The sequence below is a fragment of the Xanthobacter sp. SG618 genome (genome assembly GCF_012932745.1).
GTDB classification, from domain to species: Bacteria; Pseudomonadota; Alphaproteobacteria; order Rhizobiales; family Xanthobacteraceae; genus Xanthobacter; species Xanthobacter flavus.
In genome coordinates, this window is record NZ_JABBHL010000003.1 from 207,237 (window position 1) to 222,209 (window position 14,973).

Annotated in this window: 12 protein-coding genes; 3 read left to right on the plus strand and 9 right to left on the minus strand. The window is 68.2% G+C overall.

Going from position 1 to position 14,973, the window contains the following annotated elements; all coding sequences use genetic code 11:
- The first annotated feature begins 3 nt into the window (after positions 1-3).
- On the plus strand, positions 4-1,866 hold the full coding sequence (locus tag FHT36_RS10330; RefSeq protein WP_169122423.1) for a TRAP transporter large permease subunit: 1,863 nt from the start codon (positions 4-6) through the stop codon (positions 1,864-1,866).
- Positions 1,867-1,938: 72 nt separating this feature from the next.
- On the opposite strand, the gene FHT36_RS10335 is transcribed toward FHT36_RS10330, so the two are convergent.
- The 5 genes from FHT36_RS10335 to FHT36_RS10355 form a co-directional block, all read right to left on the minus strand.
- The gene (locus tag FHT36_RS10335) at positions 1,939-3,078 is read right to left on the minus strand and encodes a mandelate racemase/muconate lactonizing enzyme family protein (protein WP_169122424.1); all 1,140 of its coding nucleotides are present in this window, start codon (positions 3,076-3,078) and stop codon (positions 1,939-1,941) included.
- Between the two features lie 33 nt (positions 3,079-3,111).
- Positions 3,112-4,080: a hydroxyacid dehydrogenase gene (locus tag FHT36_RS10340; protein ID WP_169122425.1), complete on the minus strand. Its 969-nt coding sequence runs from the start codon at positions 4,078-4,080 to the stop codon at positions 3,112-3,114.
- Positions 4,070-4,972 carry a fumarylacetoacetate hydrolase family protein gene (locus tag FHT36_RS10345; protein ID WP_169122426.1) on the minus strand — a complete coding sequence of 301 codons (903 nt, stop codon included), beginning with the start codon at positions 4,970-4,972 and terminating at the stop codon, positions 4,070-4,072. Before FHT36_RS10345 ends, FHT36_RS10340 begins: the two co-directional genes overlap by 11 nt.
- A gap of 3 nt (positions 4,973-4,975) precedes the next feature.
- Positions 4,976-6,118, minus strand: a complete 1,143-nt coding sequence (locus tag FHT36_RS10350) for a mandelate racemase/muconate lactonizing enzyme family protein (protein WP_169122427.1) — start codon at positions 6,116-6,118, stop codon at positions 4,976-4,978.
- Positions 6,119-6,191: 73 nt separating this feature from the next.
- Entirely contained in the window at positions 6,192-7,193 is a 1,002-nt protein-coding gene (locus tag FHT36_RS10355) for a tripartite tricarboxylate transporter substrate binding protein (protein ID WP_169122428.1), read from the minus strand.
- An 82-nt stretch (positions 7,194-7,275) separates the two neighbouring features.
- Here FHT36_RS10355 and FHT36_RS10360 point away from each other — a divergent pair, with 82 nt between their 5' ends.
- Positions 7,276-7,992 carry a GntR family transcriptional regulator gene (locus tag FHT36_RS10360; protein WP_246702150.1) on the plus strand — a complete coding sequence of 239 codons (717 nt, stop codon included), beginning with the start codon at positions 7,276-7,278 and terminating at the stop codon, positions 7,990-7,992.
- 86 nt (positions 7,993-8,078) lie between these two features.
- On the opposite strand, the gene FHT36_RS10365 is transcribed toward FHT36_RS10360, so the two are convergent.
- Together FHT36_RS10365 and FHT36_RS10370 are read right to left on the minus strand one after the other, a co-directional pair.
- On the minus strand, positions 8,079-9,308 hold the full coding sequence (locus FHT36_RS10365; RefSeq protein ID WP_169122429.1) for an ABC transporter substrate-binding protein: 1,230 nt from the start codon (positions 9,306-9,308) through the stop codon (positions 8,079-8,081).
- A gap of 49 nt (positions 9,309-9,357) precedes the next feature.
- On the minus strand, positions 9,358-10,641 hold the full coding sequence (locus FHT36_RS10370; protein WP_169122430.1) for a hydroxymethylglutaryl-CoA reductase, degradative: 1,284 nt from the start codon (positions 10,639-10,641) through the stop codon (positions 9,358-9,360).
- A gap of 225 nt (positions 10,642-10,866) precedes the next feature.
- Between FHT36_RS10370 and FHT36_RS10375 the strand changes: the two genes are divergently transcribed.
- The gene (locus FHT36_RS10375) at positions 10,867-12,282 is read left to right on the plus strand and encodes a PLP-dependent aminotransferase family protein (RefSeq protein ID WP_169122431.1); all 1,416 of its coding nucleotides are present in this window, start codon (positions 10,867-10,869) and stop codon (positions 12,280-12,282) included.
- Between the two features lie 2 nt (positions 12,283-12,284).
- Here the strand turns inward: FHT36_RS10375 and FHT36_RS10380 are convergent, their stop codons facing one another.
- Together FHT36_RS10380 and FHT36_RS10385 are read right to left on the minus strand one after the other, a co-directional pair.
- Positions 12,285-13,157 carry an amidohydrolase gene (locus tag FHT36_RS10380; protein WP_169122432.1) on the minus strand — a complete coding sequence of 291 codons (873 nt, stop codon included), beginning with the start codon at positions 13,155-13,157 and terminating at the stop codon, positions 12,285-12,287.
- An 11-nt stretch (positions 13,158-13,168) separates the two neighbouring features.
- A complete protein-coding gene (locus FHT36_RS10385; protein WP_169122433.1) occupies positions 13,169-14,866 on the minus strand; it encodes an IlvD/Edd family dehydratase in 1,698 nt (565 codons plus the stop codon).
- Positions 14,867-14,973: the final 107 nt, after the last annotated feature.

The following is a 14,973-nucleotide window of genomic DNA, read 5'->3' on the forward strand; positions in this document are numbered from 1 at the left end:
TCCATGTCGTTACACACCCATGACCCTTCGGACGTGATCGGACGCGCCTGGGCGGTCAAGGCCAGCGCCGTCCTCGGATGGCTGACGGAGATCCCCGCCGCGGTGCTGGTGGTGGCCGAAATCCTCGTGCTGCTGGCCGGCGTCATCTTCCGCTATGCCCTGCACAAGCCGCTCATCTGGTCGGATGAGCTCGCCTCCATGCTCTTCCTCTGGCTGTCCCTGTTCGGCTCGGTGATCGCGCTGAACCGGGGCGAGCACATGCGCATGACGGCCATCGTCGGCATGATGAAGCCGCGCGCCCGTGCCTTCTTCGACATGATCGCCATTGCCGCCGCCGTCGCCTTCCTGCTGATGATCCTCCACCCGGCCATCGAATATGCGCAGGAGGAAGCCTATGTGGTGATGCCGGCGCTGGAGATCCCCAACACTTGGCGCGCCGCCGCCATTCCGGTAGGCACGGCGCTGATGCTGATGGTGGGGCTGCTCAAGCTGGCCCAGCACGCCACCGGGCGGGATTCGGTGATCGCCATCCTGGTCGTTGCCGCCATCGTCGGCGGCTTTTATGCGCTGGGTCCGGTGTTCCGCACCCTTGGCAATTACAACCTCCTGATCTTCTTCCTGTTCGGCGTGGGCGTGATGGTGCTGATGGCGGTGCCCATCGCCTTTTCCTTCGGCCTCGCCACCTTCGCCTACATCTCGCTCTCCACCCACACGCCGAGCATGGTGGTGATCGGCCGCTTCGACGAGGGCATGGGCCATCTGATCCTGCTCGCGGTGCCGCTGTTCGTGTTCCTCGGCCAGCTCATCGAGATGACCGGCATGGCGAAGGCCATGGTGGCCTTCCTCGCGAGCCTCCTCGGCCATGTGCGCGGCGGCCTGCATTATGTGCTGGTGGGCGCCATGTACCTGGTCTCCGGCATCTCCGGCTCGAAGGCCGCGGACATGGCCGCCGTCGCCCCCGTGCTGTTCCCGGAAATGACGAAGCGCGGCGCCAAGCCCGGCGACCTCGTGGCACTGCTCTCGGCCACCGGCGCGCAGACCGAGACCATCCCGCCCTCCATCGTGCTCATCACCATCGGCTCGGTCACGGGCGTCTCCATCGCCGCTTTGTTCACCGGAGGCCTGCTGCCGGCACTGGTGCTCGCCATCGCCCTGTGCTCGGTGGTGTGGTGGCGCTATCGCGACGAGGATCTGAGCGGCGTCGCCAAGGCGAGCTGGGGCGAGGTGGGCCGCGCCTTCATCATCTCCGTGCCGGCCATCGCCCTGCCCTTCGTGATCCGCGCGGCGGTGATCGAGGGCGTCGCCACCGCCACGGAGGTGTCCACCATCGGCATCGTCTATTCGGTGGTGGCGGGCCTGCTCATCTATCGCCGGTTCGATTTCCGCCGCCTGTTCCCCATGCTGGTGGACACGGCGGCGCTCTCCGGCGCCATCCTGTTCATCATCGGTGCCGCCACAGGCATGGCCTGGGCCCTCACCCAGTCAGGCTTCTCCAACGCGCTGGCCGAGGCCATGCGCGCGCTACCGGGCGGGTCGGCGAGCTTCCTCGCCGTCTCCATCGTCGCCTTCGTGGTGCTGGGCTCGGTGCTGGAGGGCATCCCCGCCATCGTGCTGTTCGGCCCCCTCCTCTTCCCCATCGCCAAGCAGGTGGGGGTGAACGAGGTGCACTATTCCATGGTGGTGATCCTCGCCATGGGCATGGGCCTGTTCGCGCCGCCCTTCGGGGTCGGCTATTACGCCGCCTGCGCCATCAGCCGCATCAGCCCGGATGCCGGCATGAAGCCCATCGTGGGCTACATGATCGCCCTGCTCATCGGCCTCATCATCGTCGCCGCCGTGCCGTGGATCTCGACCGGCTTCCTGTGAGCGCCGAGGCTATCGGGTTGTCGCATTTTCTTCACGCGAACCGGTATCCACTTCGCTCGAAAATGCTCCGGCTCACACGTAGCACGGGCCTTCGATGAGCGGATGGGCGGCGAGGAAGGCCTCGTCCACCTCGATGCCGAGGCCTGGACCCTCGCGACAGGTGACGGTGCCATCCGGCGAAAGCTGGTACGGCAGGCCGCACACCTCGTCGCGGAACGGGTTGTGGTGGGCGACATCGCCCTCGAAATAGCCGGGATTGTCCACCGCGCACATCAGATGCAGCGTCGCCACCATGTTGATGCCGGTGGCGGAGGTGTGCGGGTTCAACGACATCTTCCAGGCGGAGGCGAGCACCGCGATCCGGTGGCATTCGGTGATGCCGCCGGCCTTGGACAGATCCGGCTGCACGAAGGAGACGGCACCATCCGCGATCAGGCGGGTGAACTCGAAGCGGGTATAGTGGTTCTCCCCCGCCGCCAGCGGCACGGTGCCGAGCTTCGTGGCGTCGAGATAGCTGCGATAATCATGCGGCGGGAACGGCTCCTCGAACCAGCCCACCTTCGCCGCCTGATAGGCCGGCATCACCCGGCGCACGTCGTCCAGCGAGCAGCCGGTGTTGCCGTCCACGAGGATGTCGATGTCCTCACCCACCGCGGCGCGCACCGCCTCCACCCGCGCGATGTCGCGGCCGGGCGTATCGCCCACGCGCAGCTTCAGGGCGCGATAGCCCTGCGCCACGTAGGATTGCGCCTCCTCCGCCAGCGCCGCCGGATCCTGCCAGCCCAGCGAAATGCCGCCGGCATAGGCCTTGATCTTCCTCGGTGCGCCGCCGAGGAGCCGGTGAATGGGGGCATTCATCGCCTTGCCGCGAATGTCCCACAACGCGATGTCGAGCCCGCTCAGGGCCAAGGCGGCCGCGGCGCCCATGCCGTGGCTGGCGAGCTGCATGCGGTAGACCTTCTGCCACACGCCCACCACGTCCAGCGCATCCATGCCGAGCACCAGCTCGGACAAAGTGGTGTCGATGAGCTTCGCCACCGCGCCGGGGCAGCGGCCGTGATGGGCCTCGCCCCAGCCGACGAGGCCCTCATCCGTCTCCACCCGCACCAGCACGGCATCGCGCTTCACCGCCCGGCCGATGCCGAGGGTGACGTTCTTGCCCTCAGGCACGCGGAAGGAGATGGGGACGGCACGGACGGAGGCGATGCGCATGGGGCCCTCTCGGTTCTAATCTGGCGGCGCGGATCAGGTGCGCGCGGCGCGGTAGTCGGGATTGACGAGGTTCTTCGGCGCCTCGCCCTTGAGGATGCGCAGCACCTCCTCGGCGGCACCGATGCTCATGGCCCGCATGGAGGTGGCGGTGATGCCGGCGAGGTGTGGCGTCATCAGCAGGTTCGGCAGGCCGAAAAGCGCGCTGTCGGGCGGCACCGGGTGGGTGTCGTAGACATCGGTCGCCGCGCCCGCGATCCACCCCGCCTTGAGGGCGGTGAGGAGCGCATCCGTATCGACGATGGGGCCGCGCGCCGGATTGATGAGCACGGCGGAGGGCTTCATGCGCGCCAGGAGGCGCCCGTCCACCAGACCCTTCGTCTGCGGCGTCAGCGGGCAGGCGATGACCACCGCATCGCTCTGGGCGAACAGGGTTTCGAGATCGACGACCTCGACGTCCTCCACTGCCGCGCCCGAGCGGGACGCGCCGATGACGCGTATGCCGAACCCGGCCCGCGCGATGGCCGCCACCCGTTGGCCGATGGCGCCGAGCCCGATGATGCCGAGGGTCGAGCCCGCGATCTCGCTGGTACTGTCGCCCAGCGCGCGCGCCGGGTTCCAGCCATCCGCCCGCAGCCGCCCGTCGATCCGCGCCAACGGGCGGCGCAGGTGGAAGAGCGCGGAGAACACATATTCCGCCACGGTCTGGGTGTTGCTGCCCGGCAGGTTCGCCACTGGGATCCCCCGCGCGGTCGCCGCCGCGACGGGGATGAAGTCGAGTCCCACCCCGTGCCGCACCACGCCCTTCACGTGATCCGCGCCCTCGAACACGTCGTCCGGAAGTTTCGCGCGCACGATCACCGCATCGGCGGCGCGGGTGAGGCGGCGCAATGTGTCGTCGGAGGTGTCGGGGCCGACGACGATTTCGGCGACGCCCTTCAGCAGCGCGGCGCCATCCGGGTGCAGCGCATTGGTGGCGAAGACGATGGGCCGCTCATTCGCCATAGGGCGCACCTTCCACGATGGGATTGACCAGAGCGCCGAGCCCCTCGACGCGGGCGCGCACCACTGAGCCGGGCCGAAGCCAGGCCGGCGGCTTGCGCATGCCTGCGACGCCGGCCGGCGTGCCGGTGGCGATCACGTCGCCCGGCTCCAGCACCTGCGCCTGAGACAGGCGGGAGACGAGATCGGCGATGTCGAACACGAGATCGGAGGAGACGCCCTCCTGCAGCCGCGCGCCGTCCACCTCCAGCGAGAGGGCAAGGGCATGGGGATCGGCGATCTCGTCGGCACTGGCGAGGAAGGGGCCGAGGGGCCCGAAGGTCGGCAGGTTCTTACCTCGGGTGAAGCCGCCGTCGCGCTTGATCATCTCGCTGGCGCTGATGTCGTTGAAGACGGCGTAGGCGGCGACGTGGGAGAGAGCATCCTCCCGCGCCACCTTCTCCGCCCGCCGGCCGATGACGGCGGCGATCTCCACCTCATAGGTGCAGCCGCCGATATCCGGCGGCAGCAGGATCGGCGCGCCCGGCCCGACCACGGTGGAGGCCTGCTTCATGAACAGAACCGGCTCGGCCGGCGGCGCCATGCCCCGCTCGGCCAGAGCATCGCGATAATTGAAGGCGAGCGCGTAGATGCGCGGCGGCACATAGGGCGCCAGCAGGTCCACCTCTGCCAGCGGCAGGCGCGCCGCATCGGCGAGGCCATGGGCGGCGAGGCGCGCGACAATCTCGGGCAGGCCCGCGAGGATCAGCGCGTGGACATTCGGCGCCACCCCGCCAAGAGCATCGGCCATGGTCGGATGGGCGAGGTCGAACACCCCGTCTTCGGCACCCGCGCCATCGCCCTCAAGCACGCCGGCGCGGTCCTCGCCGGCGTGGCGGAAGCTCACGAAGCGCATGGCTCAGCCCACCCGATAGCGGTCGATGACCGAGCGGTCGATCTCGATGCCGAGGCCGGGGCCGGTGGGGATCTTCACCCGGCCGCGCTCCTGCACGATGGGCTCCTTGGCGAGGTGATCGCGGAAGGGGTTCTCGCACTGCTCGAACTCCAGCAGCGGCTCGAACGGGAACAGGCTCGGCGGCTGGTCGGCGAGGGAGCCGAGGAAGTGCAGCGTCGCGGCGATGCCCACCGCCGAGCCCCAGGCGTGGGGCACGCACTCGACGCCGTGGGTGGAGGCAAGCGTAGCGATCTTCTTGCACTCGGAGAGGCCACCCGCGGCGCACACGTCCGGCTGCACGATGTCCATGGCCTTGCGCACGATGGCATCGCGGAAGCCCCAGCGGGTGAACTCGTTCTCGCCGCCGGCCACCGCCATGTCGAGGGCGCGGGAGACCTCCACATAACCATCGATATCCTCCGGCGAGATAGGCTCCTCGAACCACTCCACATCCAGCTCTTCCAGCTTGCGGCCGAGGCGGATGGCGACGGGCACGGAGAAGGCATGGTTGGCATCGACCATGAGGCGGATGTTCGGCCCGATGGCCTCGCGCACCGCCTTCACCCGCTCATAGTCCTTGGTGATGTTGCCAAGGCCGATCTTCATCTTGATGGCCTTGAAGCCCTCGTCCACATAGCCGGCGGCTTCCTCCACCGCCTCCTCCACCAGCCGGTCGAAATCGGTGAAGTAGAGGCCGGTGGCATAGCAATCCACCTCGGTGCGGAAGGCGCCGCCGAGCAGCTTGTGCACCGGCTTGCCGCAGCTCTTGCCGATGATGTCCCACAGGGCGATGTCGATGCCGCTGATGGCGGCAATGGACATGCCCTTGTTCCCATAATCCTTGATGCGGTTGTAGAGGTCTTCCCAGATCACCTCCACGTCGAACGGGTCGCGACCGAGGATGCGCGGGCCGAACTGGGTCTCGATGAAGGCCTTGGCCACCGCCGAGGGGCCGTAGCACTCACCCCAGCCGACGATGCCGTCCGCCGTCTCGATCTCCACCAGGCAGGTGCCGCGGGTCTTGTAGAGCCAGCCCCGCGAGGAGGTGAACGGCTTTTCCACCGGCGCCGCCATGACATGGGCCCGGACACTCTTGATGACGCTCACGTCGCGCCCTTTCTGCTGGGATCGGGTAAGGGAATAGGGCGCGGGCGATGAGACGCCCGCGCGTGTCGGCGCGCTATTCCGCGCCCTTGAACACCTGGGTGGCGACCGCGTTCAGCGACTTCTGGACCGCGTTCACCTCGGCATCGAGCGCGTCGCCGGTGAGGTCGTCCACCAGCACGCCGTTCTCGGCCGCGAAGGTCTTGAAGCGCGGGTCCTGGATGGACTTGCGGAAGGCCTCGACCAGCGCCTTGCGCACCTCCGGCGGGATCTTGGCGGGGGCGACGATGTAGGCCATCTGCACCACCGGGCCGTAGGGGAAGACGTCGTAGCCCTTCTCCTTCATGGTCGGCACGTCGGGGAAGACGGAGAGGCGCTGATTGTCGAAGATGGCGATGGGCTTCACCTGCCCCGCCTTGATCTGCGCGATGCTCTCGGACGGCTTCAGTACCGCCGCGTCGATCTGGCCGCCGGCCAGGTCGGTGATGACCTTGGCGCCGCCGGGATAGGGCACGTTCACATAGTCCACGCCCGCCGCCTTGGCGGTCATGGTCGCGAAGATGTGGTTGATGTTGTAGCTGCCCGGCGTGCCGATGGTGACCTTGCCGGGATTGGCCTTCATCTGCGCCACGAAGGCATCCACGTCCTTCGCGCCGTCGGTCTTCACCAGCAGCATCAGCGGATCGCTGGAGACGCGGGCGATGCCGGTGAACTGGTCGTTGCGCAGGGGCGTCTTGTTCTGGGCGATCATGGAGAGGGTGGACGAGGTGCCCATGCCGATGGTGTATCCATCGGGATTGGAGCCGGCGACCCGGCCCATGCCGATGGTGCCGGTGCCGCCGGGCACGTTGTCCACAATGATGCGCACGCCGTTCTCGGCGAGGATCGGCGCCAGCACGCGCGCCGCGATGTCGTTGGAGCCGCCGGCGTTCCACGGAACGATGAGGCGCACCTCGCGGCTCGGGAACTTGTCCTGGGCATTGGCGCTCCCGGCCGACGCGAGGAGGACCGCCCCCAACGTCGCTCCGAGGGCCAGGGCCGGGGCAAATCCCCGGGCGAGGGCAAGGCTGTGCTTCATTGGCGCGTCTCCCTTTTGTTGTTTGTTATAACAAACGACATATAAGCTGCTTGTCAACGCGCTTTTCCGGTGCTCCCCTTGGATGATGGACACGAACGCGACCGTCGCCGACCGCAACCTCTCCCGGCTCTCCCGCGAGCCCCTGTGGGACCGCGCCCATGCGCAGCTGCGCGAGGCGCTCCTCGCCGGCCGGTTCGAGCCGGGCAGCGCCCTCGTCCTGCGGCATCTGGCGGAGACGTTCGGCACCTCCATCACGCCGGTGCGCGACGCCATCGCCCGGCTGGTGGCGCAAGGCGTGCTGGAGCAGGGGCCGCGCAATTCCGCGCTGGTGCCGGACCTGCGCAAGAGCGCGCTGGTCGACATCACCATGGTCCGCTGCGAGCTGGAAGGCCGCGCCACCCGCGAGGCCGCGCAGAAGGCGACGCCGGCCGACATCGACGCGCTGGACGCCCTGCTCGCGGACATGCGGGGCATGATCGCCCGGCGCGCGCTCGACGCCTATCTCGACGTCCACCGCCGCTTCCATTTCGGCATCTATGCGCTGGCTGGCATCCCCATCCTCGACGAGATGATCGAGAATCTGTGGCTACGCTGCGGGCCCATCCTGTCCTTCGTCGTGCCGGAATATGTGGTGCTGCTGAAGGGCACTGATCACCACCAGGCCGCCCTCGATGCGCTGCGCCGCCGCGACGGCGCCGCAGCCGAGGCGGAGATCGTCGCCGACATCGAGGAAGCGGGGCGCTATCTGCTCAGCCTTGCCGACCCGTCCGGCCGGATCCGGCGGCGCGTGCCGGCTTGACCAGCCAACAAAAAACCCCGGCCTGAAGGACAGGCCGGGGTGGGATGTCAGAGGGCCGCTCCGGAGGGTCCGGCGCAGTTGCTGGCTCAGCTCTTCACCATCGGGCAGTTGCCCTCGGCGATGGGGCGGAAGGCGTCCTTGGCGGGGATGGTCTCGACGAGATTGTAATAGTCCCACGGCCCCTTGGACTGGTCCGGCGTCTTCACCTGGAACAGGTACATGTTGTGGATGTGCCGGCCGTCGGCGCGGACCTGGCCCTTGCCGAACAGCGGATCGTCGGAGGGCATCTCCTTCATCTTCGCCACCACCTTCTGGCCCTCGGTGGTGTTGGCTGCGGCGGCAGCGCGCAAATAGTGGAGCGCGCCGGAATAGACGCCCGCCTGGTTGGCGGTCGGGCGGCGGCCGTTCATCTGCGCCGCGAACCGGTCGGCATAGGCCCGGGTGCCGTCATTCATGTTCCAGTAGAAGCCCTCGGTGAGGAACAGGCCCTTCGCCACCGGCAGGCCGAGGGAATGCACGTCGGTGAGCTGCATCAGCAGGGCAGCGAGGCTCTGCTTCTGGGTGAGGCCGAACTCGGAGGCCGCCTTCACCGAATTGATGGTGTCGCCCACCGCATTGGCGAGGGCCACCACCTGCGCGCCGCTGGCCTGCGCCTGCAGGATGAAGGAGGAGAAGTCCGAGGCGTTGGTGGGATGGCGCACGGAGCCGAGGATCTTGCCGTTCTCCGCCTTCACCACCGCCATGGCATCGGCCTCCAGCGCGTGGCCGAAGGCATAGTCGGCGGTGACGAAGAACCAGGTGTCCTTCTTCGCCTTCAGCAGGGCCAGCGCCGTGCCGTGGGCCAGCGCCCAGGTGTCGTACGTCCAGTGCACCGTATTGGGCGAGCACTTCTCGCCGGTCAGCAGCGCCGTGCCGGGGCCGGAGGCGATGAAGGCCACGTTCGAGCCGCGCGCCGCTTCCTGGACAGCCAGGGCGACGGAGGAGAAGGGCACGTCGAGGATGACGTCCACCGTGCCGTCGGCGATCCACTTGCGCGTCGTGGCGGAGCCGATGTCCGGCTTGTTCTGGTGATCGACGGAGATCACCTCCACGTCGATGCCGGGATGCTCCTTCTTGAAATCCTCAGCCGCGAGGCGCGCCGAGACCACCGAGCCCATGCCGGTGGAATCGGAGGCGAAGCCCGAGAGATCGGTCAGCACGCCGAGGCGGATCTTGTTGCCGGGGATTTCCGCGCGGGCGGGCGTCGGCGCGGCGAAATGCGCCGCGGCGAGGAATGCGGCGCCCGCGGCGAGCGCGAGCCGGGTCTTCCTGAGCATGGTTCTCTCCCTTGTGTGTTCTTTTGACTGTTCTTGAAACGCCGCGCGGTCAGCCGCCGCGCACCTCTTCGAGCACCTTCTGCGCCACGTCCATGCGCACGCTGGCCCGCTCCACCAGAAGGCGCGCCACGCGGTCGATCTCCTCGCCCACGGCTCCGGCCATCATGGCGATGTTCTGGGCATGCAGCGCCATGTGGCCCTTCTGGATGCCGGTGGTGGCGAGGGCCTTCAGCGCAGAGAAATTCTGCGCAAGACCCACCGCCGCGATGATGCGGGTCAGCCGCTCGGCGGTGGTGACACCGAGGATGGCGAGGCACGCGCGGGCGGTGGGATGCACCTTCGTGGCGCCGCCGATGAGTCCCACCGCCAGCGGCAACTCGATGGAGGCGGAAAGGTTGCCGTCCTTGTCCACCTCATAGGTGGTGAGCGAGGTATAGCGGCCCGAGCGGGCGGCAAAGGCGTGGGCGCCGGCTTCCACCGCGCGCGTGTCGTTGCCGGTGGCGAGCACCACGGCAGAAATGCCGTTCATGATGCCCTTGTTGTGGGTGGCGGCGCGATAGGGATCGGCCGCCGCGAATTCATAGGCGCTGATCATGCCGTCGCGCACCGCCTCGCCGCCGATGTCGGACGCCTTCCACACCGCCCGGGCGCGGGCCAAACGGCGGTCGGCGAGGTTGGAGAGGATGCGCAGATAGACCCGACCGCCGCTCCACGCGGCGATGGCAGGGGCGAGCTTCTCCGCCATGGTGTTCACCGCGTTCGCGCCCATGGCGTCGCGGGTATCAACGATGAGATGGGTGACGACCATGGTGCCCGAGGGCGTGTCGAGGAGGCGCACCTCGAGATCGCGGAAGCCGCCGCCCAGCGACACCAGCACAGGGTCGCAGGCATCGCAGGCAGCCTTGATCTCGTCCCGCCTCTCCAGGATGCGGATGCGCGCGCCAGCCGGGTCGGCCACCTCCACCGCCTGCACCTGGGCGATCATCAGGTTGCCGGAGACCGAGGTGAAGAAGCCCGTCTCGTAATTCTGCTTCGCCGCGTTGCAGACGGCCGCGACCACGGAGGATTCCTCCGTCGCCATGGGGATCAGCACGTCCTCGCCGTCGATCTTCATGTTGGTGGCGACACCGACCGGAATGTTCATGGTGCCGATGACGTTCTCGATGAGCTTGTCGGCCAGCACCGGATCGAGATTGCCCATGTTGGCGAGGTGGGCGACCTGCGCGTCGTCCAGCCCGGCGAAGCCGGCGACGAGATCGAGCCGCTCGCGCGGGCTCAGCTTGTGGAAGCCGGCGATGCGGGAAGAACGGTTGGAGCCGGCGGCGATGGTCATCTTCGGGCCTTCCTGTGGTCTCGCGACATCGCCGGGCGGCGGACGCAAGGCAGGCGCGAAGGCAAGGCCCCTCGCCCCCCGAGGGGTGGCGCGGTCTCCGGCGTTTCGTCCCTGTCTTTTGTCGGCCGCGCATGGCGTGCCTGTTGGAGCGGACTTTCCGCTGCGGCGAGGGGTACGGCAAGGAACACTTTGCGTCGGAAACGATGTCGCCGTACCCTTCACTTCATGGGTACGATTGAGCAGCTTCTTGAGGAGGAAGAGGGCCTGACGCGGGTGGACGCCGTGGTCCGCCTCCTGTCGCGCCGCATCGATGCCGGCCAGTTGCGGCCGGGGGAGAAGCTGCCCTCCATCCGCGCCGCGTTCGCGGCCTACGGAGTGTCGCGAAACACGCTGGTGGAAGCCTATGAACGGCTCGCCGCCTCCGGCCGCATCGAGGCGCGGCCCGGCTCCGGCTTCTATGTGATGCGCACGCGCGCCGCGCCGGTGCGTCCGCCCGCCGTGCCCGCCGTCATCGAGGCGGTGGACAGCGTGTGGCTGCTGCGCGAGCAGCTGGAGCAGCATTACGACGTGCGCGTGGGCGACGGGCGCCCTCCCCCCTCATGGATGGAGGGCTCGGAGGTGGGGCGCTATCTCAAGCCCATCAACCGCCCCGGCCGCCGCCCCTTCCCCGCCAGCTATGGCAGCCCCTTCGGCTTTCCTCTGCTGCGCGAGGCCATTGCCGGCCTTCTTGCCGAGCGGGCCATCGCCGCAGATCCTGCCCGGGTGCTGCTGACGCAGGGCGCCAATCACGCGCTGGATCTGATCGTGCGCATGCTGGTGGAGCCGGGCGACACGGTGCTGGTGGATTCGCCCGGTTATTATCCCCTCTTCGGCAAGCTGCGTCTCGCCAAGGCGCGCACGCTCGGCGTCCGCCGCACGCCGGAGGGGCCGGACGTGGCGGACCTTGCCGAGAAGGCGGCGCAATCCGGCGCCAAGCTGTTCTTCACCCAGTCGCTGGCCCACAACCCAACCGGCTCGTCCCTCACTCCGGCGGTGGCCTACCGGCTGCTACAGGTGGCCACGCGCCACGGCCTGCTGGTGGTGGAGAGCGACCCGTTCGCAGACATCCTCCCCGCTTCCCACCCCCGCCTCGCCTCGCTCGACCAATTGGAGCGGGTGATCCATGTGGGCACCTTCGCCAAGACACTCTCGGCGAGCCTGCGCTGCGGCTATGTGGTGGCCTCCGGCGACCTGATCGAGCGGCTGGGCGCGCTCAAGATGGTGACGAGCGTGAACTCCTCCGGCTATGTGGAGCGCATCGTCCACGATCTCATCACGTCCGGCCAATATCGCCGCCACCTCAAGCGGCTGCGCGGCCGCGTCTCCGCCGCGACCGACCAGGCTCAGGCGACTTTGGGCCGGCTCGGCCTGCCCATCTTCGGCCCGCCCGGTGGCGGCTTCTATCTGTGGTGCGAACTGCCGGAGGGGCTGGATGACAGTGCCCTCTCCCGCCGCGCCGCCGAGCGCGGCATCCTGCTGGCGCCGGGCGCGGTGTTTCATCCCGATGCGGAGCCACGTCGACCGTCGCTGCGCATCAATGTCGCCTATGCGGACGACCCGCGCTTCGAGAAATTCATGGCCGAGATATTGGCGGACGCCTGATCTCAATCAAAGCCATAGAGCGCGGCGGGATTGTCGATGAAGATGCGGCGGCGCGTGTCCGGATCGGCGCGGTCGAGGCCCAGCAGGAGGGCAGGGTCGAGGTCTTCAGGCATCCCCTCGAAAAGCTCGGTGTGCGGCCAGTCGCTGGCCCAGAGCAGCCGGTCGGCACGACAGGCGACGAGCGCGGCCACATAAGGCACAAGCGCGCCATATCCGTCCGGCCCGCGGCGGCAAAGACGGTAGGGCGCGGAGAGCTTCACCCAGAGATTGCCTTCACCAAGAAGGTCCAGCACCTCGCCGAAGGGGCCGCCAGCCAGCGGCAGGCCGGGGGCGAGGAAGCCCATATGGTCGAGCACCACCGGCACCGGGCAGGCGCGCACGATGGGCGCAAGGCTGAAGCCCGGCCCGATCACCGCCTGAAGCTGGATGTGCCAGCCGAATGCCCCGATCCGCACGGCGAGGCGCGCCAGATCCTCCAGCGAGAGGCCGCCGGGATTGCGCCGGTTGATGCGGATGCCGCGGACACCCAGCCCGTGGAGCGCAGCCAGCTCCGCATCGCTCAACTCCGGCGCCACCACGACGACGCCACGCAGGCGCTCCGGATCACCCCGCAGCGTGTCGAGCAGGGCGGAATTGTCGGTGCCGTAGACGCTCGGCTGCACCAGCACCGCGCGGTCGATACCCAGCGCCGCCATCACCGGCCTATAGGCATCGAACGTCACCGGCTGCGGCGTGTAGTTGCGCCCGCCGACCAGCGGATAGCGCTCGGGCGGGCCGAACACATGCATGTGCGTGTCGCAGGCGCCGTCCGGCAGCATGCGCAAGGCCGTGCCCGTGAGAGGACGCGGCGGCAGGCAGAGCGGGGCGTCGCTCATGATCGCGCGCCTCAGCGCGGGACCATGAAGTCGAAGTCGCAGCCCTCATCGGCCTGCAGCACGCTCTGCTGGAACAGGCGAGCGTAGCCCCGCTCCGGCAGCGGCCGCTCGGGCACATCCGCGAGGGTGGCGCGGCGGCGGGCGAGTTCGTCTTCCGCCACCAGAAGTTCGATGCGCCGGCCCTCCACGTCCAGGCGGATCATGTCGCCGCTCGCGACCAATGCCAGCGGCCCGCCCACCGCCGATTCCGGCGTGATGTGCAGCACGATGGTGCCGAAGGCCGTGCCGCTCATGCGCGCGTCGGAAATGCGCACCATGTCCTTCACGCCCTGCCGCCCGAGCTTCTTCGGGATGGGCAGATAGCCCGCCTCCGGCATGCCCGGAGCACCCTTGGGGCCGGTGTTGCGCAGCACCAGCACGTCGTCGGCGGTCACGTCGAGGTCGGGATCATCGATGCGCGCGGCCATGTCGGCCACCGAATCGAACACCACCGCCCGGCCGGTGTGCTGGAGCAACCGCTCGCTCGCCGCCGCCTGTTTCAGGATGGCGCCGCCGGGGGCGAGATTGCCGCGCAGCACTACCATGGAGCCCTGCGCCTTGATGGGGTTGGAGCGGGGCCGGATCACATCCTGTCCGGGCACCTCCTCGGCGGCCTCGACCATCTCGCGCAGTGTGCCGCCATGCACAGTGGGGGCATTGAGGTCGATGAGATCGCCGAGCTGCTTCAAGAGCTTGGGCACGCCGCCGGCATGGTGGAAGTGCTCCATGTAATGGGCGCCGGAGGGCTTCAGATCCACCAGCACCGGCACGTCGCGACCGATGGCGTCGAGTGTCTCCAGCTCCAGCTTCACGCCGGCGCGGTTGGCGATGGCGGTGAGGTGGATGATGCCGTTGGTGGATCCGCCGATGGCCTGCATCACCACCAGCGCATTATGGAAGGCGGCGGGGGTGAGGAGTTCGCTCGGCTTGGGGCCACCCTCCACCGCGAGGCGCGCGGCGACCTTGCCGCTCTGTTCGGCGAGCCGCACGCGCTCGGCATGGGGGGCGGGAATGGACGCGCTCATGGGCAAGGAGAGGCCCAGCGTCTCGGTGATGCAGGCCATGGTGGAGGCGGTGCCCATAACCATGCAGGTGCCGACCGAGGGCGCGAGTCGCCCGTTCACCGTATCGATCTCCACTTCATCGATCTCGCCGGCGCGGTGCGCGCTCCACAGGCGCCGGCAATCGGTGCAGGCGCCCAGCACCTCACCACGATGATGGCCCACCACCATGGGGCCGACCGGGACCACCACGGTGGGCAGGTCGACGCTCGCCGCCGCCATGATCTGCGCCGGCAGGGTCTTGTCGCAGCCACCGATCACCACCACCGCATCCATGGGCTGGGCGCGGATCATCTCCTCCGTGTCCATGGCCATCAGATTGCGCAGGAACATGGAGGTGGGATGGGCAAAGCTCTCGTGGATGGAGATGGTGGGAAACACCATGGGCATGGCCCCGGCCAGCATCACGCCGCGCTTCACCGCCTCGATGAGTTGGGGCGCGTTGCCGTGGCAGGGGTTGTAGTCGCTGTAGGTGTTGGTGATGCCGACGATGGGGCGGTCCAGCGCATCGTCCGAATAGCCCATGGCCTTGATGAAGGCCTTGCGCAGGAACAGCGCGAACCCGTCGTCGCCGTAGCTCGTCAATCCTTTTCGCAGTCCCCGCGCCATCCTCGCCTTCCTCGTGCCGATCATCGCCGACCTGAATGCGGACAATTTCCCCCTCTCGCATGATTGTCAATAATATAAGCCTTCATATGCGCAATGAGACGAAAATT

Coding starts and splice junctions, on each gene's coding strand:
- FHT36_RS10330 (WP_169122423.1), top strand. CDS start 4: ATGTCGTTACACACCCATGACCCTTCGGACGTGATCGGACGCGCCTGG.
- FHT36_RS10335 (WP_169122424.1), bottom strand. CDS start 3,078: ATGCGCATCGCCTCCGTCCGTGCCGTCCCCATCTCCTTCCGCGTGCCT.
- FHT36_RS10340 (WP_169122425.1), bottom strand. CDS start 4,080: ATGGCGAATGAGCGGCCCATCGTCTTCGCCACCAATGCGCTGCACCCG.
- FHT36_RS10345 (WP_169122426.1), bottom strand. CDS start 4,972: ATGCGCTTCGTGAGCTTCCGCCACGCCGGCGAGGACCGCGCCGGCGTG.
- FHT36_RS10355 (WP_169122428.1), bottom strand. CDS start 7,193: ATGAAGCACAGCCTTGCCCTCGCCCGGGGATTTGCCCCGGCCCTGGCC.
- FHT36_RS10360 (WP_246702150.1), top strand. CDS start 7,276: ATGATGGACACGAACGCGACCGTCGCCGACCGCAACCTCTCCCGGCTC.
- FHT36_RS10365 (WP_169122429.1), bottom strand. CDS start 9,308: ATGCTCAGGAAGACCCGGCTCGCGCTCGCCGCGGGCGCCGCATTCCTC.
- FHT36_RS10370 (WP_169122430.1), bottom strand. CDS start 10,641: ATGACCATCGCCGCCGGCTCCAACCGTTCTTCCCGCATCGCCGGCTTC.
- FHT36_RS10375 (WP_169122431.1), top strand. CDS start 10,867: ATGGGTACGATTGAGCAGCTTCTTGAGGAGGAAGAGGGCCTGACGCGG.
- FHT36_RS10380 (WP_169122432.1), bottom strand. CDS start 13,157: ATGAGCGACGCCCCGCTCTGCCTGCCGCCGCGTCCTCTCACGGGCACG.
- FHT36_RS10385 (WP_169122433.1), bottom strand. CDS start 14,866: ATGGCGCGGGGACTGCGAAAAGGATTGACGAGCTACGGCGACGACGGG.